This is a genomic window from Paenibacillus sp. T2-29, from assembly GCF_052921365.1.
Map to the genome: position 1 here is coordinate 387,809 of NZ_JBREVE010000004.1, position 24,129 is coordinate 411,937.

Genomic DNA, 24,129 nt, shown 5'->3' on the forward strand with positions numbered 1-24,129 from the left:
GAGGGGGGGAAGGTTACTGACATGGCACTCTTGCAATTATAGAGTCGTCCATGCGCCTGGACTACCAACCAGACTGTGTTTTTTCGTCTCAGAAAAAGTATAGTTGCCTTACTGGAAAACAGCAAGTTAATCGCTGATATGTATTAGAGTGTAGCTGGAATAGAGTATACTGGTTGAGTATAAGTTCGATACACGATGACATGATATATGTAATGGTACTTAAATACAGCGCAGAAGAGGTTGAGAATGAGTCAAAAGCATTTTGCAGATTACCCATTAAGTGAAGAAATTGTGAGGGCTCTGAATAGCCTGGGCTATGAGACGCCAACAGAAATTCAAACGGAGGTTATTCCCGTTGCCCTTGAGAAGAAGGATCTTGTGGCCAAATCGCAAACAGGCAGCGGCAAAACAGCAGCATATGGTATTCCACTGTGTGAGCTAGTAGATTGGAATGAGAATAAACCCCAAGCTTTAATCCTGACACCAACCCGTGAACTCGCATTACAGGTTACTGAAGACATCACGAATATTGGACGCTTTAAGCGGATAAAAGCAACGCCTCTTTATGGGAAACATCCTTTTCATATACAAAAGGCCGAGCTAAAACAAAGGACACATGTGGCTGTAGGTACGCCCGGACGTGTACTAGACCATATTGAACGAGGCACGCTATCCTTAAATCGAATTGCCTATCTCGTGATTGATGAAGCTGACGAGATGCTAAATATGGGCTTTATCGAGCAGGTTCAGTCGATTATTCAGGCACTGCCTAATGACCGGGTTACGATGTTGTTTTCCGCTACTTTTCCCGAAGATGTAGCCAAACTGTCACGTAAATATATGAACGATCCTGTGGAAATTGAGATTAAGGCGACAGGTATAACCACAGCCACGATTGATCACTCTCTTATTCAGGTGCGGGAGGCGGACAAGCTGGCTCTGCTACAGGATCTGCTCATTGTTGAGAACCCTGACAGCTGCATCATTTTCTGTCGTACGCAGGAACATGTAGATACACTATTCAGAGCATTGGCTGACCTCGAATATCCATGTGATCGCATCCATGGCGGCATGGAGCAAGATGAGCGATTTGAGGTAATGAACGCATTCAGAAGGGGACAATTCCGTTACTTGATCGCAACTGATGTAGCCGCCAGAGGGATTGATATCACGAATATCACCCATGTCATCAACTACGATATTCCCCTTGAAAAGGAAAGCTATGTTCATCGTACAGGACGTACAGGACGTGCTGGCAAAACAGGGAAAGCCATTACTCTAATCACTCCTAAAGATAGCAAACGATTAGCTGATATCGAAGCATATATCGGATTTGCAATTCCGCAAGTAAAGGCCCCCTCAGAAGAGGCTGTTGATCTACGCAGAAAAGATTTTGAGCGGAAACTACATGTGAAAACTGTACTCAAAAACGACAAACGCGAGCAATTAAACCAACAGATTATGAAGCTCAATTTTAACGGCGGTAAGAAAAAGAAACTTAGAGCTGTCGACTTTGTGGGTACCATCGCTAAGCTTGACGGGGTAACGGCAGATGATATCGGGATCATTACGATTCTGGATAATGTGACAGATGTTGAGATTCTGAATGGCAAGGGCCCACTGGTGCTTGAGATTATGAAGAATACTACCGTAAAGGGCAAGCTTTTAAAGGTACGCAAAGGGCATAAGTAGAAGGTACGCTGTATAAAAAAGAGTGAGGCAATCCCGTTCAGTACGGCCGATGGCTTTCGTAAGCTATACAGGCGGGATGGCCGAGTTCATCTCTTGCTCCTCTAATTCATCTTTCCATTTATCGATATTATTAATCACTTTGAATTTCTCTTTTAACTGAGTAACATCTTCAACTGGCACATAGCTGTCCAATTCCATATGGAAGTCCAAAACATCCTGTTTGTGATCATACATCTCTTCTAGAACACCTATGATTGTGGAAAGTCTAGATTTAAAAGACAGCTTACAATCATCTTCGTCTTTGAGTATATATAGATTTTCTACCTCTCTAAAAAAGGAGTTCCCTTCGAAATATAGCTTGTTACAGGTCATATGGACCTGCATCAATGGTTCGCATATTTGCCAATCTGCCTCAAGCATAGCGGTTTTGAGCGATACATGTGCTCCATTAATGTAATAATAATCTCGATAAAAACACATTGAACAAGAGGCCTTCATTATTTTAATTTTTGAATCTACAGCAGGATACCCTAATACAAATCCTTCAGCTAATAATCTCCTGGAGAAGTAATTCAACGATTTTACAAATAATTGGTATCCAAGCTCCTTACCTTCCTCATCGTCTTTATGACAGCAATAATGAATAATATCTTCTTTCACTTGTTTATTTTCATATTGATATCCCATTCCAGCCTCTAAATGATCAATATGAATTTCAACTCCAGCAAATAAGTCATTTAAACTTGTTATTCTGGAATGATTGCCTTTTAAATTTATATTCAAGTCAGCAGTACATTCTCTATAGAGTATACAGGTGTCTTTGATATCCAGTTTAATGTCTTGTCTTTTCATAAAATCAGCGATTTTCTTTAGATGCAAATAATCCGTTCCTATAAAAACTATTTTCTTATATTCAATAGTCCCAGCATCAGATTGATTAAAATGAACAGCAATACAAACGTCCTCATCGTATGCTTTCAATGTCTCAATACTTTCAATAATCCTACTTCGTAGCGCAGCTTGTCGAGGAAATGGCATGGTTAATCCAATATATTTTGATTCTAAGTTAGGTAGCAGCTTCATTTGATCATGAAGGTAAAGCATCACATTATCAAAATTATATTTCTTAGCATTTTCATTCATTAGAAACTGTGTCCTCTCCTATTTATTTACGAGATGGGCCTACTATTACTGGAATATCTTAATTTCATTTTACCATCCCCTCACTTCCACAATATACCTTTAATTCTATAAAACTAACCACGTGGGTGATAATTGTTCTGCTTTATCGTATTCTCTTAGAGAGTTGATAGAACACTTAAAAAAATTTTAGACAAGTGTCCCTTTCGGTCATCTTCGTTTGTTATACAGATATAATTTTCTTTTTGATCAGAGGGGGTGCCTACATCTTTGAATGAGGAAATCGAATACAGAATCAAACAAGTTCAAGCTGGCGAGATCCAGGATTACGCCTACATTGTAAAGGAGTATCAGCGTCAGATTTTTGTGTACTGCTGGAGGCTATTAGGAAGTGAGCAGGAGGCGGAAGAGGCTGTGCAGGATATTTTCGTCAATGCTTTTGAGAGAATTAGCAGGTACAAGCCGACAGTGGGCTTCTCCTCCTGGCTGTATAAAATGGCCTATCATCACTGCCTGAACCTGATTCGCAGGAAGAATCTACAGCGCAAATTTAAACTTAGCCTGTTCACCTCAACTAACATGACTTCAGACAGTGCAGCGCAGGTTATGGAACGTCAGCTTTTCAGTGAACCGCTGAGCCGGGCGTTGGACCAACTGAGCGCGGAGGAGCGTAACCTGCTGGTGCTGCGCATTTTTGAAGAGAGAACGTTTGGAGAAATCGGGGAAATCATGAACAAAAGTGAGGGAGCTATCAAGAAAAAATACGGCAGAACAAAAACAAAGCTCAAAAAAATAATGGAGCCCCTAAAGGAGGATCACAAATGCGTGAGTTACAAAACAGAACTCAAAAACAAAGCCTGAAATACACCGATCTGCAAGACAGGGGATTCAAAAACATGGACAAGCTAACCGAGCCAGAGAATGCCTTAAAAATCCAGGCTTTTGACGTCTCTGACAAAGTGATGGAACAGGTCTACCAAAAGGCGACGCTCGAAAAGGGGAATATAGGAAAAATCCATTTCCAGCCTCGTATCACCGTCCCTATCATGATTTTGCTTTTTGTAGTAGGGGCCTCTGTGACCGGTTACGCAGCTTCACAATATCTTGAATTCCGCAACAGTAAGGGCGACGTTGTATTAAATACCGCCAAAACACCTGCCGAAACGGACGCCTCCAAAACGTATTCCTCCACCTACACACGGTGGAACGAAGAGGTGAAGAACCGTTTGCAACCAGGAGAGTATGCCGCTTATTACGTCAAAGACGATTCTATGAATCAAAACAACCTATCTAATCTGGCCCTGTTTGCGTACAAACCGGCAGAACTTTCAAGTTTCAACAGCTTACAAGATGAAATCAAGCGTACTGAGGCTCCATTATTCAGCAACCTCACTCATCTACCGGATGGCTATCAGTTTGAATTCGGATACGTCTATCCAATCGCTGCATATCCTGGGATGATGAATAAAAAGGAATATCGAGCTTTAACCGATAAACTGATGCAACAGGCCAAAGCTGCACCGAAGGGTGAAAATCTGTTTATTCAAAAGCTGAGATGGAACAAATCAGACTCCTCCTTTGCCCGGTATGCGAGAGGAAACGACTATGTAAACATTACCGTCACCAAATACACTCCTGAAGTCACAAAGACAACCATCATGCAAAATGAACAGGATTCGGCTGAGCAATTGACAATCAAAGGAACCAAGGCCTATTACATCAGGGCAAGTGAAGCAAGCAGGCCCTTGGAAGCAGGAAAAAATCGACTGGGATGGCTCGATGAAAAAAGACATTTACACTACAACATATCCGATAACCAGGACAGCCCGCTGACCAAAGATGATTTGGTTAAAATAGCTGAGGATTTGCTTAATGCTTCATTGCAATAGATGTTACAGAAAGGTTTTGAAGAGAGACTATCCTGTACTAAGGACGGTCTCTCTTTGAGCAACGTTTTCGTACCTATTTCTCCCGTAACATTACGGCGTATACCACAATCTTTTAACTTCTATTAACTCCTGACCGTTGAACTTCATTCTGTATACATCTGGTTTGGATGTGTGTAGTAGAAAATTCAAGTCGTACTGCTTGTCATAATACCCCATCATCAACGTCATTATCGCCCCATGAGTGCCTAATGCAACTTTCTGTCCTCGATAGGTTTTTAACAATTCTTTTAGAACTGCTATACTTCGGTTCTGACAAGCCGTATTAGACTCTCCTCCCTGTAAAGCAAAGTTTGGATCAGAAAATGACTTATCTAACAAAGGAAATAATTCCGCATCGGGCATTCGGTGGTCTTCATTCAAAAAGATCCTTTCTTTAAGATCTTCGAATACCAAAACTTCTTGTCCTGAACGCCGAGCCAGCTCTTGAATGGTCAGAATTGCTCGTTGATATGGACTTGAAACGAAAACCTCGATCCCCTCTCCCTTCAATAATTCAGTTATTCGATAAGCATCTGATTTACCTTTATCCGTTAAACCTCTTGTTCTTTCATTTCCTTCCGTCTTTGGTGACTCGCCATGTCTCACCATGTAAATGAAAGTTTCCAAAATAGCCTCCTTAAAGGATATCGTTTTGTTCTCGTAATTCCTGAAACCTCCCATTAATTATAATTCTAGAGCAAATCTTTCGGTATGACCAATCAGTCTGCACTCACCATACACGAATTGATAATTGCTGTTACGATGTCATATAAATCTTTTTCTTTCAATAAATAAAGCTTTACCACGGAAGCTGATCATCCATGTAATAGAATCCGCCTGTTGGACCCTCTTCCGGCAGGGTTGCCAGTCGGATCGCCGTTTTTGCTCCATCCTCCACCGACAGCTCCGCCTTTTCCCCACCCATTTGCGTTTTGACTAAGCCGGGGTGTACGGAATTGACCTTCAGATGTGTCCCGCTATTTTTTTGCGCCCAGTAGGCCGTCAGCATATTCAAAGCTGCTTTAGATGCCGCATAAGCCGGGGTAGCAAGACGCTGCACCCGTTCATTGGTCAACTGAAATTGAATCGAGCCTATAGCGCTACTTTGGTTGACGATTCTGCCTGCTTTGCTCTTTAGCAGTAACGGCAACAGTGCTTCTGTAATCAAATAGGGTGCGAACGTGTTCACCTCAAAAGTATCTCTGAAAGCATCCCCGTCATAATCCGCTTTTTCTGCCAAAATGCCTGCATTGTTGACCAAAATGTCCAGCCGTCCGTAAGTATCCTTGATGAATTGGGCCAATTCTGCGATATGTGCAGAATTCGTCACCTCGAGCTTCACACCGACTGCCTGAATGCCTTCTTGCAACAACCCGGCGGCTGCTTCATCTGCTGCTGTTTTCGTACGTGCAGCGACTAATACCGTTATACCTTGCTGCCCCAGTTGTCTAGCAACCTCCAGTCCGATTCCTTTGCTTGCTCCGGTAATTAATGCGATTTTATTTGTCATGATTCATTTCCTCCTCGATTTTTATTTATTGATTGTGATCAAATCAGATGTTTGGACATGACGCACGGTCGCCAGATGCTGGACATATGCAGCCTGGCTCGCGGTAATCTGCTCATCCGTCACATGGTTCGCATTATGGATAGCAAAAGGCGGCAGATAGTGGGCACTCACATAGTTGGCCAGCGCCTCCATCGGCTTCGCGATATCCCGAATCGTAAACAGGTTGTAGCCGCCGGGCTGATATGAGGCCGCAGTTCCTGCCGTCGAGATGGCGATGCCGATTTCCTTGCCCTTCAAGTGCTCCCCGCCGAGTCCAAAAGCCCAGCCGAATGCCAACACTTCATCAAACCACTGCTTCAATAATGGCGGCGTACTATACCAATAGAGCGGGTACTGGAAAATGATTCGATCATGGCTGTCCAACAAAGCTTGTTCACGGCTGACATTAATCTGCTGGTCAGGATAGGCTTCATACAGCACATGTACGGTCGTTTCAGGCTGCTGCCTCATGATTTCCGTCCAGGCTCGATTCATTCGGGAACTTTGCAAATCTGGATGTGCAACGATGATTAATGTTTTCATACTAACTCTCCTTTGCTATTTCAAAGTTTATGGGAATGATCGTTCTAGAAAAATGAAAAAAATTTGTTTTCGTTTATCGTCTATGTCTCTAAAATGCGTAGGTTTAACTCAGCTATCCGTTGCAGCTTTTCTTTCGGAACGGAAGTCCGCACCATAACCCTTAGTCCCGTTAAGGCATTTTGCAGATACTCAGCCAGTTCCTTCGCTTCGTATTGCTGTGTAAATTCGCCGTTTTGCTGTCCCCACGTTACGATTTCTGCAAGCAGTTCCTCCGATTTTGCAAAGGCCTTCGTCGCTATCTCGTCAATGTCCTCATCCCGAATCGCTAATTCAACAGCCGAATTCACGAACATGCAGCCGGGCGGTACGTCCTCTTCACCGTTAATGATGGAGTCAAAAATGAACTGAAGTGCCTGCTTAGCCGTCCGAGATTGCTTGATGCCTGCTGCCCACCTACCGTTAATACGCTCTCCGAATCGGTCCATCACTTTGAGGAACAAGGTATGCTTGTCGGTAAAGGTATCATAGATACTTCTTCGATGAATCCCCATATGTTCGACAAGATCATTCATCGAGGTTTTCTCATACCCCTGCTCCCAGAACAGCTTCATGGCCTTTTCCAGAACAACGTTTTCTTCAAATTCTTTGCTCCTGGCCATTCTATCTACCCCCTGACCATTTAGAATATGTCTGGATTAAATGGATCGACCTTTTGGAAACGATCGTTCTACATTGGTCATCGCATATGTTTTTCTTCTCTGTCTGGCTTTATCCTAACATATTGGGAACGGTCGGTAAAGAATTATTTGTTTTTCCCTTTATAACCCGTTCCATAATTACTGCAGTCACTATAGCAGACACCGATAAACACAGAAGCATTACAAAGTTTTGCACTCGTAAAATAATCATTTTAGCGGTGGGGAGCTTCCCACCGCTTGGCGTTGTCGCTTATACGACTTGAATACGTATCGTAAGATTACTGTGTATTTTATTAAAAATATTTGGATGATCGAATTTACTAGCCATGTAAAAATTAATGATGCAGCGGTTCTTTTTCGCCCAGACCCAGCGTCTCTGTTGTGGTATTATGGATTTCTTGGTAAAGCTCTGGGTTTTCCGCTAGTGACATCCCATAAGAAGGGATCATCTCTTTTATTTTCGGTTCCCACTCGTCCATATGCTGTGGGAAGCATTTTTCTAATACTTCCAGCATAACGTGCACAGCAGTGGAAGCACCCGGAGAAGCCCCAAGCAATGCAGCTACTGTACCATCAGCCGAACTCACCACTTCCGTACCAAATTGAAGGGTCCCTTTACCGCCCTCCGTATCTTTGATCACCTGCACACGCTGGCCTGCTACCACGATCTCCCAGTCCTCGATTTTGGCGTTGGGAATAAACTCGCGTAGTTCCTCCAGACGCTTTTCATTCGATAACATCACTTGCTGGATCAGGTATTTGGTCAATGCCATCTCTTTTGCCCCTGCTGCCAACATTGTAATGAGGTTATTGGGTTTTACGGAACCAATCAGGTCCAAGTTTGAACCCGTTTTCAAGAACTTTGGTGAGAAGCCGGCAAATGGTCCAAACAGCAGTGCTTTTTGGTTACCGATGTATCTTGTATCCAGATGCGGGACAGACATGGGAGGAGCACCAACCTTCGCTTTACCGTATACTTTTGCATGATGTTGGGCGACCACTTTAGGATTGTTACATACCATAAATAGTCCACTTACCGGGAATCCCCCGATATATTTGGACTCAGGAATGCCGGTTCTTTGCAGTAAAGGTAGACTTCCGCCACCACCACCGATAAAAACGAATTTGGCAGTATGATATTCGATTTTTCCGTTATCCAGATTATGCACTTTGACTCTCCACGAGCCGTCGCTCGCACGTTTAATATCCTTTACACTATGCTTGTATTTAATCTCGACATTTTTGCTTTTTAAATGGTCAAACAACATGCGTGTTAAAGCACCAAAGTTGACATCTGTTCCAGAGTCGATTTTGGTTGCCGCAATTGGTTCATTCAATGTACGACCTTCCATAATCAGCGGAATCCATTCCTTTAGCTTTTCAGGGTCATCGGAAAATTCCATGCCTTGAAACAGGGAAACACTTGAAAGCGCTTTAAAGCGCTTTTTTAAAAAAGATACGTTTTTTTCACCCATTACCAAACTCATATGGGGTATTGGCCTGATAAAGTCCTGTGGATTACGAATCAAATTACTGTTGACAAGAAAAGACCAAAACTGTCTTGAGAGCTGAAACTGTTCGTTGATATTAACCGCTTTACGAATATCTACAGATCCGTCTGATTTTTCGGATGTGTAGTTCAGCTCGCACAGTGCAGCATGACCCGTGCCTGCATTATTCCATTCGTTAGAGCTTTCTTCTCCTGCACTTGCCAGTTTCTCAAACACTTTAATTTCCCATTCCGGTGCTAACTCTTTCAGCAATGATCCCAGAGTCGCGCTCATGACCCCGGCACCAATTAAGATAACGTCTGTATTTTTCTGAATACTATTCATAAAAACCTTCCTTATCTCTTATATTTGCAAAAAAGAGCAGGCCCTCCTGCTTAACTGACTCAAGAAGCAAGGCTCCACTCAGGAACATACCTTTTCTATCTCCATTATAACTTAAATATAATCATTTAAAAATTATATCTACTTTTATCTGATAATTATAAATCATTTCTGCTAAAAAGTGAGAATTTTCTTCGCGAAAATAAGAATTGAACTCCGTTTTTTTATAAGAAACCTAGCTGTTTTTGTTACTCCCGTGGATTACAGCTTCCCAATAATTAAATCAACAGTTTATGTATATGAATAACCAGGAATTGTTATGTGGGATTTCAAGAATTAACACGTGATTCATCTAGGACCCGTACGCCAACTGTACAATGCGTAGAAATCAAGTAAAATAAGGGACAGGTGGTGAAGATACCCCATGACCTGGACTGTTTTTGAAACATTTTCTTTTTGTCAGGTAAGAACGGCTTCCGGACTGAAATGCTAAAGAAGCAGAATCCGCAATGATTCTGCCATCCTTGTAGGAATGGAGACTAGAGTGCTATGAGGAGAATAGTAGTTAGTGGAAATACGTATTTGTGGAATTATAGAACGGTCAGAGATATTTACTGTAGATCCAAGTTGACTATTATTTCTGAAAATAAAGATATAAAATTTATAATTCTGTTTACTACTAAAGATACAATTGTCACTGGTAGCCCTTTGAATGAGGGATTACGGGTGATGAGAGAGGGCAAACAATATTCTATTAATCTTAACCAACCTAAGTATGTTGCTGAAGTGTTACAGTATATACTTTGTATGGAGTTAGATGTGACAGTGGAGAAAGTGCATGAGCTAAATGGTAATGAATTGTTGGTTAGTATGGGGTATCAGGATGTAACCGGGCTTTTGATATGAACTAAGCCCGCTCTACATCCAGAACTTGTTGTCATTTATGATACGGTTCCGTATACACCAACTGGTTTCTCTCTGAATCCCAGCGCCATGCTAAATCACCTTGCAGCCACAAGCCGCCATACCACTCGTCTATTCCCTTCATCTTCACCCAGTCATGTGCCCCCGCCGTTATATTTCTCCCTACTTCCGTTAATACAACAACACATTGGTCAAAGGATGGAGTTGTTTTCTTTTGATGATCAGGAAATGAGTGGGGCCCTTGAATCTCTAATAGTGCATGTGGTTGTTCCGACATATTCCTTAAACGATACCAAAATTCCAAATCACCCATTCCTAGGCCGCTTATCCGGTTCCCGATCTGCTTAAACAGCTCTTGTGGAGAGTCTACTCCTTGCTGGATGAGTTCCAGGGTTGTCTGCTCTACGATGCCCAGCCCATTCATGGTGGAAGGTAGACGAGATAGGTGCAGTTCAAGTGCCGCATGAGCAAAAGGCAGGGCAGATGTGTCTTCATGCAAAATGTCAGTATGCCGCGTTATATCCGGGGAAGTATATGCCTCCCAGATTTTTTTGCCCGTCTCAAGCTCCTGCTGACCGATCTGCTGCCACGTGCCTGACAATTTTTCTAACTGCTTCGTTGTAAGCTGTCCTAAGCCCCTAAACGGATCAATACCGGGGTAGTTGCCGATACACAGCAAGCTCAGTTTGGTTTGACCTAGGGTCTGCGTCGAAAACCAGTGCAATAAGTAGCTTAGCATCAGCTGGTCGAACAAATCGTGCTCGAACCATAGCACGACTTCATCATATTTATGAAAATTATGCAAAATCTGCTCCTGAGCCTCGCAATTTGATACATAGTCTTCTGCTGGGATACCGAGAGTTTTCTCCAAATATTCTGCTCTAGCTGCTCTCGATGAGTGCTCGCTCATTTCAAGGGAAACTGGACCTACCGGATACACTTCTCTCCAGACCAAGATATCTCCACGAATGTTCCCTTTCCTCAGCTTGTCACCGACATGATCTCCATTAACTATATGTAGCATTGACTCTCCTCCTTCATAAATATCGTTAAACATGGATACAAAGTCGGTGACAAGTAGTGAAGCTCTCAGCTTATTGCGGGCATCAAACAACCGTTTTTTGAGCACGGATGGAGATACGCTTAGATAGCTTGATATTTCACCGATTGAGTACCCTTGAAAATAGTACAGCTGAACCGCCAGTTTTAACTTGTCAGATAAACCCTCGACGGATTGATGAAGCTTTTGATGCCATTCCCTTCTCTCTGCGATGAGTTCCACATCATATTTCTCTACATCCATTACTATAGTTTCGGCCAACGGCATCATCGTGGGCCTCTTCCGGCGCAGAATACGATGACATTGACGTTCGACAATGATCTTGAACCATCCAGGGAACGCCTCTGCTTCCTGTAATTTATGAAGATTGGCAAAAGCCTCAGCGAACGCCTCCTGAACTGTATCCTCTACCAGACTCCAGTCCCCCAACCTCGTATATGCTACTGAAAAAGCCATCCCACTGAAATGCTGCACGATCTGCTTCCAAGCATTTTGATCGCCTAGCCGAGCTTCCTCAATCCAACACTGCACCTCTTGCACCTCCTCTGTATGCAAATTCTATATATAAGTGCCGGTATTGCTGCAAATGGTTACTTTGTTCGATTGAAGTTGTGAAAAACCTATAGCAAGTTTAGAGCCATCCCTTATAGGATGGCCCTCTCTAATTAAACGATCGTTTCCCGTAATTATAAACACTTCATCATGATGTTTGAAACGGTCTGTGGTTGATTCCCCCAATCATAATCGGAGTTATCCAGTATAAAGGATTGAAAAGGAAGTTGCTCAATAATGTGCAATTCTAGCTCTCGTCGATACTCAAGGAACTGAATATATCCTTCGTACCCGTGCAGCCCCTTATTCTTTCCATAATCCTGCTCTGTATGGTACCAAATCACAAAATCCAGCCACTCTGGAGACCTCATCGTTTTCACTCGCTCAATCGCCTCACGGACACTAGGTTGCCTTCAACGATAACCAATTTCGTTTTTGTAGCTGGTAAATTTGTCATAGTATCACGTCCTTATGAATTAAAAATCCTCTGAGAAACAATAAAAAGCATTGGGTCTTGAGGACTGACCCAATGCTTTTATCGATGAACTATAATTATTTAATTATTACGTATTCCAGGTTAACCAGTTTTGCATAAGTAACAATTTGGTCTGTGGTTAGATTCAAGGAAACCACGGTATGGTGACCGCCACCGTTCTCAATCCATGCTTTAACTCCATCTTGAAAGTTTGGCTTCACGTTCCACAGTACACGAGCCACTGGAAGTTTTGGAGCAGGAACTGTTGGTTCAAATGCAGTAACCTCATTGATCAGCAGTTTATAATGGGTGCCAAAGTCAGCCATGGAAACAACTACACCGTCTCCTGCCTTACCGTCAAATACCAGACGGGCTGGATCTTCGCGATCGCCGATACCTAACGGAGACACGATGATTTTAGGCTTGTTGCTTGCCAACGTTGGGTCAACTTCAAGCATATGGGATTGAAGGATCGATTCCTGACCCGCTGCTAATTCATAGGTGTAGTCTTCCATAAAGCCAGTGGATTGGTTATGGCTCATGACTTTAAGCAAGCGATCGAGCGCTGCAGTCTTCCAGTCGCCTTCACCAGCAAATCCGTATCCTTGTGCCATCAGACGTTGAACGGCAAGACCAGGAAGCTGTTTCATACCATAGAGGTCTTCAAAGTTTGTTGTGAAGGCAGTATAGCCGCCATCATCCAGGAATCGCTTAATAGCAATTTCATAGCTTGCTTGCACTCTTACGCTGGATTCCCAAGCTTCCTTGCTGTAAGTACCATAATCAAATTCATAGAGTTCGGAGTATTCCGCGAACAAAGCATCAATTTCTTCTTCCTTCACAGCATTGACGTACTGAACAAGGTCGCCAATTCCGAAGTAATCAACAGTCCATCCAAATTGGATTTGGGCTTCGACCTTATCGCCTTCCGTAACACCAACGTTACGCATGTTGTCGCCGAAGCGGGCAACTTTGATATTGAAGCTTTCGTTATAAGCAACCGCTACATCCATCCACTCTGCGATTTGCTTTTGCACTTCTGCACGTTCCCAGTAACCTACAACCACTTTATTCTGTTTCTTCAAGCGGGCGTTGATAAATCCATATTCACGGTCACCATGAGCTGCCTGATTGAGGTTCATGAAGTCCATATCAATCGTAGCCCAAGGAATGCTTTCATTATACTGTGTAGCCAAATGAAGCAGCGGCTTTTGCAGCAATTTAGTACCACGAATCCACATTTTTGCAGGTGAGAAAGTATGCATCCAAGTGATGACACCAGCAACCTCGTCACGATAGTTGACTTCTTTCATAAGGCTGGTGATTTTGTCTGCACTAACTGCCAGATCCTGCAATACAAGCGGATAAGGCAGAACGCCGCTCTTATTTAGGGCATCGGTCATTTCTTGTGCGTGTGCTTTGACTTCTGCTAATGCTTCTTCTCCATACAGATGTTGTGAACCTACGACAAACCAGAACTGTTTTGTACTTACTGTTGACATAACATTCATCCTCTTTTCTTCATTTGTTAGTTTAGTTGGTCTTATTTTTGTCCGTAGTAAGCGTCTTTCCCATGTTTGCGCAAATAGTGTTTATCTAGAATACGCTGCGGCAATTCTTCAGCAAAATGATTCAATTCCCGTGCGAATAAGTTCATTTTCGAAACTTCTTCCAACACGACGCTATTCATAACTGCGGATTTCGCATCTTTCCCCCAAGTGAAGGGAGCGTGACCCTTAAGCAGGACACCCGGCACTGCTAAAATATCCAGCCCGCGCTGCTCAAAAGTTTCGATGATGACACGGCCGGTTTCGGCTTCGTAGCCACGATCAATCTCCTCTTGTGTCAGGAAACGAGCACAGGGAACAGAACCATAGAAGGTGTCTGCATGAGTAGTTCCCATTACAGGTACATCCAGGCCTGCTTGAGCCCAAATCGTCGCCCAAGTCGAATGCGTATGCACAATACCGCCGATCTCTGCGTAGTGCTTGTAAAGTACGGCATGAGTCGGTGTATCCGATGAAGGTCTCATCTCTCCTTCAACAACATTGCCGTCAAAATCAACAACTACCATATCGCTAGGTTTCATCGTGTCATAACTAACACCACTCGGTTTGATAACGAATAAGCTACGCTCACGATCAACCGCGCTTACGTTACCCCAGGTGTATTTCACGAGTCCATGTTTAGGCAAATCCAGATTGGCTTGATATACTTCTTCTTTCAGCTGCTCTAACACGTCAATTCCTCCAGTTTTCCACTAGATTATCTACAGCAGCCTGCTCAATCGCCAGGCCTTGTGTGTAGCGTTCTAGGAATGTTTCGAATCCCTTAACATCGGAACGGTCAGGATGAATTTCTTGTCCCTCAACATCTCTGAATACTTTTTGGTCGAGGAAGTCTTCCAGACTTTCTTGTTGATCCTTATTCATCATGTAAGAAGCCAGAATAGCCATACCCCACGCTCCGCCTTCTCCAGCTGTTGCCATCACTGATACCGGAACATCCATGGCTGCCGCAACAATCTTTTGTCCGACGATAGGGGTTTTAAATAGACCACCGTGAGCTAGAATGCTGTCAATTGCGACGTTTTCTTTCTTTGTCAGAATATCCATCCCGATTTTCAGAGCAGCAAACGCAGTGAACAGATGAATGCGCATGAAATTGGCCAAATTGAAACGGCTCTCAGGGGAGCGGACAAACAATGGCCGGCCTTTCTCTATTCCGGTGATATTCTCTCCTGACAAATAGCCGTAGCTAAGTAAGCCGCCGCCATCTGGGTCTGCTTCCAAAGCCTTGTTCAGCAACACACTGAATAATTGATTCGGGTCTGTCTTTTGCCCCATGGCCTCATAAAATTCACGGAACAAGCCCAGCCAAGCATTGAGATCACTTGAACAGTTGTTGGCATGAACCATTCCGACCGGATTACCATTCGGTGTGGTCACCAGATCAATTTCCGGATATACCGCTGAAAGGTCCTTCTCTAATACAATCATTGCAAAAACCGAGGTTCCCACAGACACGTTGCCAGTACGTTTTCTCACACTATTCGTAGCGACCATTCCTGTTCCCGCATCACCTTCTGGAGGACAAAGCGGAATACCTGGTTGTAAATCGCCAGATTTATCCAAGATTTTGGCTCCCGCTGCGGTTAGTACACCTGCCTGCTCGCCCGAGATATGAACTTTAGGAATAATGTCTTGTAATTTCCAATCGTAGCCTTTGGCTGCAATGAGTTCATCAAACTGCTTAACCATCGACTCGTTATAATCATGTGTAGTCTCATCAATTGGGAAAATACCCGAAGCGTCTCCGATACCAATTGCTTTGTTGCCAGTCAGCAGCCAGTGGATATATCCAGCCAACGTCGTCATAAAATCAATATGAGGAACGTGTTGTTCTTCGTTCAATATCGCTTGATACAAGTGAGCAATACTCCATCGCTCAGGAATGTTGAATTGGAATTTATCAGTTAAAGCTTTTGCTGCAGCCCCGGTTGTCGCATTCCGCCAAGTCCGGAACGGAACAAGCAACTCACCCTTGCTGTCAAAAGCCATATATCCGTGCATCATTGCAGAGAATCCTATAGAACCAACCGTATGAAGGGTGACTCCATATTTTTGTCCAACCTCTTGTTTCATTTCACTATAGGCCTCTTGCAGACCCGTAATGATAGTCTCTAAGTTGTACGTCCAATATCCGTCTACCAAGAGGTTTTCCCACTCATAGCTTCCAGATGCGATTGTTTCAAAACGATGATCAATCAGTACTGCCTTGATACGTGTGGATCCAAATTCGATACCAAGTGAGGTTTCTCCCTTAGTAATCGCTTGTTTAATGTCTTGATCCATGCTCACGTTACTCCTCTCTCTGAACAACTGTTATAACTGCAATAATCAAAGAAGGCGCTTTCTTTTGTTTACAGCCTTAGTATATTTTTTGTGCGTACATTTGTCAACACGAAAACATAGTTATACCTACAAATAGTATGATGAACCGAGTATTTTTCTATTTTATCTTTAGTATTTATACAGATAGGACAATAGATTATAATAAACTCATAATTATGCTAAAATATGTACATACAAATATTATAGATGCATCAATTAGTATTAGAACAACTTGGAAAGAAGGAATAAAGTGAAACCAAAGTATCAGGTTATCCTTGAGGATATAAAAAGCAACATTCTTTCAGGAGCATACAGCGTAGGAGAACAAATTCCAACGGAATTGGCTTTGCAGGATAAGTATAAAGTTAGTCGCCAGACGGTTCGCAAGGCTATTTTAGAACTATCCAACGAAGGCTTTTTAAGAAGTGAAAAGGGATCTGGCACCTATGTCAGCAACCAATTCCGATCAAAAACCGGTGGGAATTCCAGTAATAAAACCATTGGAGTCATCACGACTTACATCTCTGATTACATCTTCCCCTCTATTATTCGCGGGATTGAAGCCAGATTAAATGAAGATAATTATTCATTACTATTAGCGAGCACCAATAATGATGTCGCACAGGAAAAGAAAGCTTTGGAGATGATGTTGTCCTTTGGTGTAGACGGTTTGATCATTGAGCCTACAAAGAGCAATCTATATAATCCCAATATCGCTTACTACCTGACGTTCAAGGAACAGGATGTTCCATTCATCATGATTAATGCTTATTATGAAGAGTTGGAAGTGCCCTTCTTTTGTCTTGATGACGTACAGTCCAGCTATCTGGCAACCAAAGAATTGATCGCTAACGGACACACACAGATTGGCATCATTGCCAAAATGGACGATTTACAAGGAAAGTATCGAATGAAGGGCTATATCAAAGCGCTTGGAGAAGCCAAATTACGGTTTCACCCAGAGCAAGTGCTCTCATTCTATACAGAGACAAAGCAGGACCTATCCACCAACTTGAAGAAATTCCTGACCGAACAAAGGGACGATTTAACCGCAATTGTCTGCTATAACGACGAGGTCGGATTAGAAGTTGTACATGTATGCAGACAACTTGGAATATCCGTTCCCGAAGATTTGTCCATTATTGGTCAAGATAATTCCTATATTTCCAAAAATGCGAACATCAAACTCACGACATTGACACACCCACAGGAACAAATGGGCCGTGATGCCGCCGATTGGGTAATTAAGAAACTGCAAGGGAAAAAGGATCTAAGCAACAACACCTATTACCAGCCCGTGTTAATCGAAGGAGAGACAGTAAAGAAGAAACTGAATTGAAGGGGTTCATAGCCCCTTTAAACCTAGTGCCTAATTGTCATATGACACTTTGGAGTGATTTGGTATGGTGGGTGACGAAATGTAACTTGTTGGTATGACAAATCCTTTGCCATACTGGGTTTTGCCGGACAATAAGGCAAAAATACATTTCAAGGAGAAACCATTCATGGAAAAAATGATTTACACCATTCTCGCGGTTCTACTATTATCTACTACGATAACTACCGCATGTATGGCACCCAACGGCGCGTCAGTTGCCGCACCCGTTAACATACCAGTTGCATCTGAAAAGGCTAGCTTGGAGGGGCCGCGAGATGCCAAGGAACTAGAGGCTTTTGCAGATGGTGTTTTTGCGGACAAGATGAAAAAGTTTAATACCGTGGGTTCTAATTTTGTGGTCGTCGCAGGTGGGAAAGTGATACTAAGCAAAGGTTACGGGTATGCCGACAAAGGCAAAAAAATCCCTGTTGATAAAAATACCGTTTTTCAAATCGGCTCTGTTACAAAGTCATTCACTGCATTGGCAGCTATGCAGTTGGTTGATAAAGGAAAAATGGATTTAAAACACGATATCCAAGAGTATTTAGGAGGAATAAAGATTCCGAATAAAACAGGAAAAAAACTGACGATGTTTGATCTACTTACATATTCAAGTGGATTTGATGAACCAGATATTCTCATGGAGATGCATCCAGAATACGCGGACAAATATTTTCCAATGAAGAAGTACATTGCATCAAATATGCCAACTGTGGTCAGGCCTCCAGGAGAAGCGTACACTTATGACAATTTTGGTTTCATGCTAGCGGGATATGCAGTAGCAAACGTAACGGGTATGTCATATTCCAAATATATGGAAAAGAATATTTTCAAACCGTTAGGCATGAATTCGACGAGTGTGCGGTTTACACCCCAATTGTTAAGCAGAATGGCTGCTCACTATGGACCAACAGGTGAACTGATTCCCTTGGACGGGTTTAAACCAACGGAAAAACCTGAAGGCGGTATCGTCTCAACCGCAGATGACATGGCAAAGTACCTCATTATGCACCTGAACAAAGGCAAGTACAAAGGTAAAGAAGTGGTGAGTCCAAAGAGCATAGAGCAAATGCACACATACCAATTATTCCCTGACAAGGAGTTCCCGGTTACAACAATTGGATTCGAAGGCTACTTCAAAGAGAAGATGAATAATCAGCATGTGATTCTAAAAGGAGGGAATGTTACAGGGCATTCTTCCTTGATTGTTATTCTGCCCGAGAAGAATACAGCGATGTACATGTCCTACAATAACGACTCCATGATGAGTCTTGACGTATATGAAGAATTTATGAATCATTATTATCCGAGAAAATCAGAGGTTCCAAAGTCAACCTACGCGACATTAAGTAAGCAGCAGGCCCAAGACTACGTGGGATTATACCAAAACACGCGTATCGCTGCCTTAAGGACGAAGGTTTCGTATTCGGACGGGAAACTAATAATGGAGACAGGAACATCAGGCAAACATACACTAAAAATGATCCACCCTTTATTATTTGAAGATGAATCAGGTAATAAATTGACGTTTAATAAAAATGAAGCAGGCCATATTGCATATTTGTATTACATGCAGCTCCCAGACCTCGTTGCTTATGCGCAAAAAGTAAACATTGATTCACCATTTTCTGATGTACCTGCGGATAGTAAATATATTTCATATATAAACAACCTTAATGCTTTGGAAGTCATGAGCGGAAAGTCAGCCAACCTCTTCGATCCGAAAGGAACGATGACTCAGGGAGAATTCTCAGAAGTGCTACTGCGCGCCCACGGGTGGTATAAACAACCTTTCATGATTGAACCGAATAAGAAGCAGATGATGGCCGGACTACGTAATTATCAGCCTAATTCTCCTATCACTAGACAAATGGCGGCGGTAATGATCCAGAACCTGAAACAGGTTGAGCCTGGAATTAAGGTTAAATTGAGTGGCGAAACGGATGCTTGGGCAGTTAAAGCAGTCACAGCTTTGGTTTCCCAAGGTATCATGGACCCGAATACCAAGATCAATGTAGACGGCTCCATAGACTTCCGCTCCAAACAGCTTTTGAAGCGTCAAGAAGCCAGTGCCTTGTTGGATCAAGCATTTAATTACTATACGTTGCCAATCAGTCACTAATTCAAAAGATTAAATAGAAAAAGTAAAATAATACTCCTAATATACAAAAACGCTACTGACAACGGAACATCAGTAGCGTTTTACATTTTTCGGATTCCTCGTAAATCCGATTTCGTAATGTTCAGGCTCTGCCACGCCATAATTAAATCAAAGGTGAGCTCGCAGGTGCCGATCATCTTTTAACCAACATATAGTGAGGGGGAAAATAATGAAAAGCCAATTAAGAAATATTACGGTTGACGGTTATGCATTCGTTTATTGGTATACAGGCGGGTCTAGCTTCATCTTAAACCTATCTCCGAAAGAAAATAAAAACATCAAGATTACGTTAATCTTCCAGGCAGACCCTCCTGAAGAAGAGCCTCACACTTCTTGGTCCTTTTATGACATTTCAGCACAAATTAATGGAATGGAAACTGTTATTCATCTGGGTAAACCCAAGCATATCGCTGAAATCATCTCTTACTTGATAGCAAAACGACAAGAACTTTGGGGCCAGGGGAAGCCTCACGTTCTGGATCATGCCTGGGATTCACTAAAGGAAATGGGCTATTCCGAGTTAAAACCGATTTGGATTAGACAGTGGTAGTGATAATGGTTTGTGGACTAGCCCCCTTTGACCATTCAAAGGGAGCTTAAAGTCCACAGGTTAACGATTATTCGTTATTCGGCGTGGTCGGACTAGCCGAGGGCATCAAGCCTTTAACGGCGCCGAGAAACGGGCGAATGGACTTGATCATACCGTAGCCCATCTTCACAACCGGGACAAATTTCTGGATCATACCGAACAGCCGTAGGCCGCCGCCGAGCATACCTCCAAGCCCTCCTGCGCCCGCAGTTGCACCGCCAAGTCCACCAAGTCCGCCGAACAGCGAGCCCATCATCGGTAGGAATGCCGACACCTTGGCATCCGGCTTGCGGGAGCGCGAACGGCCAGATGGTTTGCTTGCGCCGCTTCTCCGATTGCCGAGACGGATGCCTGGGGCATGCGCACCAGCTCTGCGTTTGAGAGATCGGGAATCTTGCTTTCCGGAAGAAGCACGTGGGGGAGCTCCAGCACTCGCAAGTACCAACCCACCACGATTAACGTCAGTGATGTAGCCGACGTAAGTCTCTCCGCTGTGCAGGGTGACACAGACCGGACGGCCCTGAAACTTCTTAGCCCGTGCACGCATCTCTTTCGATTGTGCCATGGAAGTTCACCTCGCTCACTGATTATAATCCAGTTTACGCCAGGGGCGGGCTGCCTGCTTGTGCGAATGGGGCATACGCACGCCGAAAATCGTTTGATGGGCTCACCGCCGTTCAAGTCCTCCCGAGGGTCCCCACGCTATATCAAGAGAATTGCCAAAAACCTGCTACTGGATATTGTATCTCAGTCATCCCCATTTTGGCGAAAATATATAGTGATCCAAAACCAAAAGGATAATTGTAATCCTCTTGAAGCAACGTTTCGGGGTAACCATCTTCATCTACCTGAAATAAAAAAGAGAATGATTCCTCCTTCAGCTTTGCAAAATAATAGTCTTCATTTTGAATAAGTCTCGGGTTTCCGCCTACTTTGATCAAAAAAGGCTGATCCATCGATTTTTCGTCATGGCTTAGTTCCCCGTTTGAAATTGTATGCTTTATAAGTCCCGGGTTAGTAAACATATCTTTAACGCTTTCAGTCGAAATGGGATGCTCAATCACCTTGATCGAGCAATTAGGATAAATGTTATTTTCCAAATACTCCTCATAGTCTTCAGGGATGAAGATCGAAATCATGCTCTCAGGTTTAAAGGGATGGACGAGGCTCAAGTAAAAAACATATTTTTGGTTACCTTCGTGAATGAGGTCTTCTTGATCATCAAAGCATTCAGGTGCATTCCCACCGATCCAGCCTGCACTATGTTCGTTCGATAGATCCGATCCCGCATAATAAAGAATACAGTCTGTTCTCTCAACTAAAATATTCATTTGATTTTCATTAGGCATTTTACAACTCTCCCTCAAGAAACTTAACAAGGTGCTTAAATGCGAATACCCTTACTCTGCCGCTTCCGCCAGCCATGCTTGCATAGCCGGAGACTCCGCCCGATTCAAACGTAAGGCGATTTCGGTATTGATCTCATCTGGCGGCATGACCTCGACAAGGACGCATACAGACTCTCGCGGTTGATTCAAGGCAAATATGCCTTCATCATCGAGCCTTTTCATCGCCAACTCCATGGCCTTCAGCCTCGAATCAAATTCACGATTCCATTCGTCAGCTTCAAGTTCCGCAATGGAAGGACGCTCCATAAACAATTGTTTAACATCATCGAAGTTCTCATCCCTGAAACAACAGTAGGGTGAATCGGCATAGGACCATTTGATGAGTTCCGCAATCGTTGATCCCGGCGTGCCGCTTTCTTCTCCTTGTCTGGCCGCTTCCCTCTCCAAGGCCTCCCATGACCAGGCGGAGATGCTTGGCGCATGTCCCTCTCCAGTCGTAAATAGCGTGCAGTAATAGTAACGTTCGCCATTTTCAAACAGAGTGCGAAAGGACGTCCTAGCCACATCGGCAATCTCTGCCGTCAGCGCCTCTATCTCTTGCTTCGGTTTCATGACATTCGCCCCTTAGCCCCATAAAATATATATCTTATTTCCATTATAAAAATTGTTTGTCCTAAATCTACCTACTTCTTGCCTGAATCCTAGAAATAAGCGCTTAAAAACAGAGTTGGAGAAAAGGAAATGAAAGAGGGGCTGGCACAACCAGCCCCTCTTCTATAATGCTCTCGTCAATCTATATCCTGCTTGAGCTGAATCTCTTTCCACTTCTCCTTCAAAGCTTTTAAATCTTTTACGAAGAACCTAAATAAATTGGGTCGTCTTCTTACTGCAAGCGGGTGATAGGTGAAGCTGATGGGCGTACCCTGCAACTCATACCAGCTGCCTCGTAACTCCTTGACACTGGCACCCTCCTTATTTGTAAATATGGCTCCCGCTACGACATTACCAAATCCAAATAATACAAGCGGCTGCTTCTGAAAAAGCTGTATCTGTAGATGAGGGAGACACGCCGCTCTAGCCTCGGGTTTATTATAGGCACGCATCGGTCGGCATTTTAGCAAATAGGTGACATAAACATCATTTACGTCTATCCCAGCCTCTCTCATGCCGTATTGTAGTGTTTCTCGGGTACCGCATAAAAACGAATTTCCTTCCCGATCCTCCCGGGCTCCGGGATTATCCAGAATCATCATAAGCGGAGCCTTCGGATTTCCTTCACCCCAGATCACACGATTCCGCTGCTTGGATAGTCCGCAAATTTCACAATGCTCTATACATTGGGTGCTTGTTCTTCAGGTAAAATTACAAAGGGATGATCCATTTCCTTGTCGTGCCGCTCCTTCCTTTCACACACAATGAATCTATTATGCCCACCTCAAGCAAAAACTTGCCTAAGGTTCAGCATAACGGGTCCATCGGAAAAAGTAAGGGCAGCTAAACTGGATCAAAAGAAGCGTAAAAAAAAATCGCGTCCTCCAAAGGAGAACGCGATATAAACCAGCTTGACTCCGTATTTCAACATCGTCATTTAAGCTTTCGGGCAACCACCGCTAACCGACCGTTTTCGGTCGAGTACTCACACGTAGACAGTACAATAAGCTTGTCGCCATAACGGGGGGTTATACCCGTTTCATATAGAGCAAGTTTTTGGATGTTCTGAACATACGAATCGAACTCGACGGGCGTACTTACTTTCTCAATCTGGTAGTATTTAAATACATCATCTGATTTGCGATAAACCTGTGACAGAATAACGGCAACAACCTCATACTCTTCCTTTTCATAAAGTGTACTGAACTGGAACGTAGCATGCTCCTTATAGAAGCTTTCTTGCTTATACTTCATCAAATCTTTGAACATCCAGCCGTTTTTCATATGATGTCCGTGAATCAGTAAAATATCGGAACCGTTGATTCGGCTGTGCTCGTCCAAAAAGGGGAGACCGAGTTTGCTCTTCTTTTTATCGAAATCATGATCGAGATAGTACTGCTCATCTTGTGGATTCTGCATAACCGGGTACTCAATTCGGGTGCCGTTAATCTTCAGCCAACCGACGATGTCCGGGTTTCTCTCGTAAAGCTCTCGAAATTCGGGAAGCATGACCGGCTCATTCGCTTTCGTAATCAAAGGGGAGGGGATCGCCTCCCCTCCTCCTTTGTCCGATTGTTCCTCCCAAACTTTTGCTAACTCTTCAATTTTCACTTGATCGGCATAACCCCACAGGAAAATTCTCGCTATATTGGCGAGAGAGAATACCAACACAAGGAAGGAAACGGCGATAAGAACTTTTTTAGTTTTACTCATTT

General features: G+C 43.3%; 22 protein-coding genes and 1 pseudogene. 7 read left to right on the plus strand and 16 right to left on the minus strand.

Translation table 11 applies throughout. The features are described from left to right. The first annotated feature begins 246 nt into the window (after positions 1–246). Positions 247–1,692, plus strand: coding sequence for a DEAD/DEAH box helicase (locus ACU1JV_RS14540; protein WP_137079554.1), 1,446 nt, complete (start codon positions 247–249; stop codon positions 1,690–1,692). Positions 1,693–1,755: 63 nt separating this feature from the next. On the opposite strand, the gene ACU1JV_RS14545 is transcribed toward ACU1JV_RS14540, so the two are convergent. Then, positions 1,756–2,835, minus strand: coding sequence for an elongation factor G (locus ACU1JV_RS14545; protein WP_238791070.1), 1,080 nt, complete (start codon positions 2,833–2,835; stop codon positions 1,756–1,758). 267 nt (positions 2,836–3,102) lie between these two features. Here ACU1JV_RS14545 and ACU1JV_RS14550 point away from each other — a divergent pair, with 267 nt between their 5' ends. After that, positions 3,103–3,693: an RNA polymerase sigma factor gene (locus tag ACU1JV_RS14550; RefSeq protein WP_413987242.1), complete on the plus strand. Its 591-nt coding sequence runs from the start codon at positions 3,103–3,105 to the stop codon at positions 3,691–3,693. Beyond that, positions 3,654–4,721: a DUF4367 domain-containing protein gene (locus tag ACU1JV_RS14555; RefSeq protein ID WP_413987243.1), complete on the plus strand. Its 1,068-nt coding sequence runs from the start codon at positions 3,654–3,656 to the stop codon at positions 4,719–4,721. Before ACU1JV_RS14550 ends, ACU1JV_RS14555 begins: the two co-directional genes overlap by 40 nt. A gap of 90 nt (positions 4,722–4,811) precedes the next feature. On the opposite strand, the gene ACU1JV_RS14560 is transcribed toward ACU1JV_RS14555, so the two are convergent. The 5 genes from ACU1JV_RS14560 to ACU1JV_RS14580 all read right to left on the minus strand — a co-directional run bounded on the left by ACU1JV_RS14560 (position 4,812) and on the right by ACU1JV_RS14580 (position 9,385). Next, the gene (locus ACU1JV_RS14560; protein ID WP_413987244.1) at positions 4,812–5,387 is read right to left on the minus strand and encodes a histidine phosphatase family protein; all 576 of its coding nucleotides are present in this window, start codon (positions 5,385–5,387) and stop codon (positions 4,812–4,814) included. 172 nt (positions 5,388–5,559) lie between these two features. After that, positions 5,560–6,270: an SDR family oxidoreductase gene (locus tag ACU1JV_RS14565; protein WP_413987245.1), complete on the minus strand. Its 711-nt coding sequence runs from the start codon at positions 6,268–6,270 to the stop codon at positions 5,560–5,562. Positions 6,271–6,291: 21 nt separating this feature from the next. Continuing rightward, positions 6,292–6,852, minus strand: a complete 561-nt coding sequence (locus tag ACU1JV_RS14570) for an NAD(P)H-dependent oxidoreductase (protein WP_413987246.1) — start codon at positions 6,850–6,852, stop codon at positions 6,292–6,294. A gap of 80 nt (positions 6,853–6,932) precedes the next feature. Beyond that, positions 6,933–7,511 carry a TetR/AcrR family transcriptional regulator gene (locus ACU1JV_RS14575; RefSeq protein ID WP_413987247.1) on the minus strand — a complete coding sequence of 193 codons (579 nt, stop codon included), beginning with the start codon at positions 7,509–7,511 and terminating at the stop codon, positions 6,933–6,935. Between the two features lie 374 nt (positions 7,512–7,885). Beyond that, positions 7,886–9,385 carry a malate:quinone oxidoreductase gene (locus ACU1JV_RS14580; protein WP_013373848.1) on the minus strand — a complete coding sequence of 500 codons (1,500 nt, stop codon included), beginning with the start codon at positions 9,383–9,385 and terminating at the stop codon, positions 7,886–7,888. Positions 9,386–9,931: 546 nt separating this feature from the next. On the opposite strand from ACU1JV_RS14580, the gene ACU1JV_RS14585 reads away from it, so the two are divergent. Then, the gene (locus ACU1JV_RS14585; RefSeq protein ID WP_413987248.1) at positions 9,932–10,288 is read left to right on the plus strand and encodes a hypothetical protein; all 357 of its coding nucleotides are present in this window, start codon (positions 9,932–9,934) and stop codon (positions 10,286–10,288) included. Positions 10,289–10,319: 31 nt separating this feature from the next. Here the strand turns inward: ACU1JV_RS14585 and ACU1JV_RS14590 are convergent, their stop codons facing one another. From ACU1JV_RS14590 to ACU1JV_RS14610, 5 genes are all read right to left on the minus strand, one after another. After that, positions 10,320–11,897, minus strand: coding sequence for a sigma-70 family RNA polymerase sigma factor (locus tag ACU1JV_RS14590; protein ID WP_413987249.1), 1,578 nt, complete (start codon positions 11,895–11,897; stop codon positions 10,320–10,322). 155 nt (positions 11,898–12,052) lie between these two features. Beyond that, positions 12,053–12,298, minus strand: coding sequence for a hypothetical protein (locus tag ACU1JV_RS14595; RefSeq protein WP_413987250.1), 246 nt, complete (start codon positions 12,296–12,298; stop codon positions 12,053–12,055). Between the two features lie 172 nt (positions 12,299–12,470). Next, positions 12,471–13,895: an L-arabinose isomerase gene (gene araA, locus ACU1JV_RS14600; RefSeq protein WP_025678176.1), complete on the minus strand. Its 1,425-nt coding sequence runs from the start codon at positions 13,893–13,895 to the stop codon at positions 12,471–12,473. A 41-nt stretch (positions 13,896–13,936) separates the two neighbouring features. Next, the gene (locus ACU1JV_RS14605; RefSeq protein ID WP_413987251.1) at positions 13,937–14,632 is read right to left on the minus strand and encodes an L-ribulose-5-phosphate 4-epimerase; all 696 of its coding nucleotides are present in this window, start codon (positions 14,630–14,632) and stop codon (positions 13,937–13,939) included. A 1-nt stretch (position 14,633) separates the two neighbouring features. Further along, complete coding sequence (locus tag ACU1JV_RS14610) at positions 14,634–16,247, minus strand: xylulokinase (protein WP_413987252.1); 1,614 nt, start codon at positions 16,245–16,247, stop codon at positions 14,634–14,636. Positions 16,248–16,536: 289 nt separating this feature from the next. Here ACU1JV_RS14610 and ACU1JV_RS14615 point away from each other — a divergent pair, with 289 nt between their 5' ends. From ACU1JV_RS14615 to ACU1JV_RS14625, 3 genes are all read left to right on the plus strand, one after another. Beyond that, the gene (locus tag ACU1JV_RS14615; RefSeq protein ID WP_013373855.1) at positions 16,537–17,625 is read left to right on the plus strand and encodes a GntR family transcriptional regulator; all 1,089 of its coding nucleotides are present in this window, start codon (positions 16,537–16,539) and stop codon (positions 17,623–17,625) included. A 166-nt stretch (positions 17,626–17,791) separates the two neighbouring features. Beyond that, complete coding sequence (locus ACU1JV_RS14620; RefSeq protein ID WP_165082191.1) at positions 17,792–19,786, plus strand: serine hydrolase; 1,995 nt, start codon at positions 17,792–17,794, stop codon at positions 19,784–19,786. 208 nt (positions 19,787–19,994) lie between these two features. After that, positions 19,995–20,375, plus strand: a complete 381-nt coding sequence (locus ACU1JV_RS14625) for a hypothetical protein (RefSeq protein ID WP_165082193.1) — start codon at positions 19,995–19,997, stop codon at positions 20,373–20,375. 67 nt (positions 20,376–20,442) lie between these two features. Here ACU1JV_RS14625 and ACU1JV_RS14630 read toward each other — a convergent pair whose 3' ends face one another. The 5 genes and pseudogenes from ACU1JV_RS14630 to ACU1JV_RS14650 all read right to left on the minus strand — a co-directional run bounded on the left by ACU1JV_RS14630 (position 20,443) and on the right by ACU1JV_RS14650 (position 24,127). Continuing rightward, positions 20,443–20,979: a hypothetical protein gene (locus tag ACU1JV_RS14630; RefSeq protein ID WP_413987253.1), complete on the minus strand. Its 537-nt coding sequence runs from the start codon at positions 20,977–20,979 to the stop codon at positions 20,443–20,445. A 142-nt stretch (positions 20,980–21,121) separates the two neighbouring features. After that, positions 21,122–21,763, minus strand: a complete 642-nt coding sequence (locus ACU1JV_RS14635) for a hypothetical protein (RefSeq protein ID WP_165082197.1) — start codon at positions 21,761–21,763, stop codon at positions 21,122–21,124. A gap of 51 nt (positions 21,764–21,814) precedes the next feature. Continuing rightward, positions 21,815–22,375 (minus strand): DUF4303 domain-containing protein, encoded by a 561-nt coding sequence (locus ACU1JV_RS14640; RefSeq protein ID WP_165082199.1) that lies wholly within the window; start codon positions 22,373–22,375, stop codon positions 21,815–21,817. Between the two features lie 176 nt (positions 22,376–22,551). Next, positions 22,552–23,144 (minus strand): annotated as a pseudogene (locus ACU1JV_RS14645) (uracil-DNA glycosylase). Between the two features lie 203 nt (positions 23,145–23,347). Next, entirely contained in the window at positions 23,348–24,127 is a 780-nt protein-coding gene (locus ACU1JV_RS14650; RefSeq protein WP_193189567.1) for a class B sortase, read from the minus strand. Positions 24,128–24,129 lie beyond the last annotated feature (2 nt).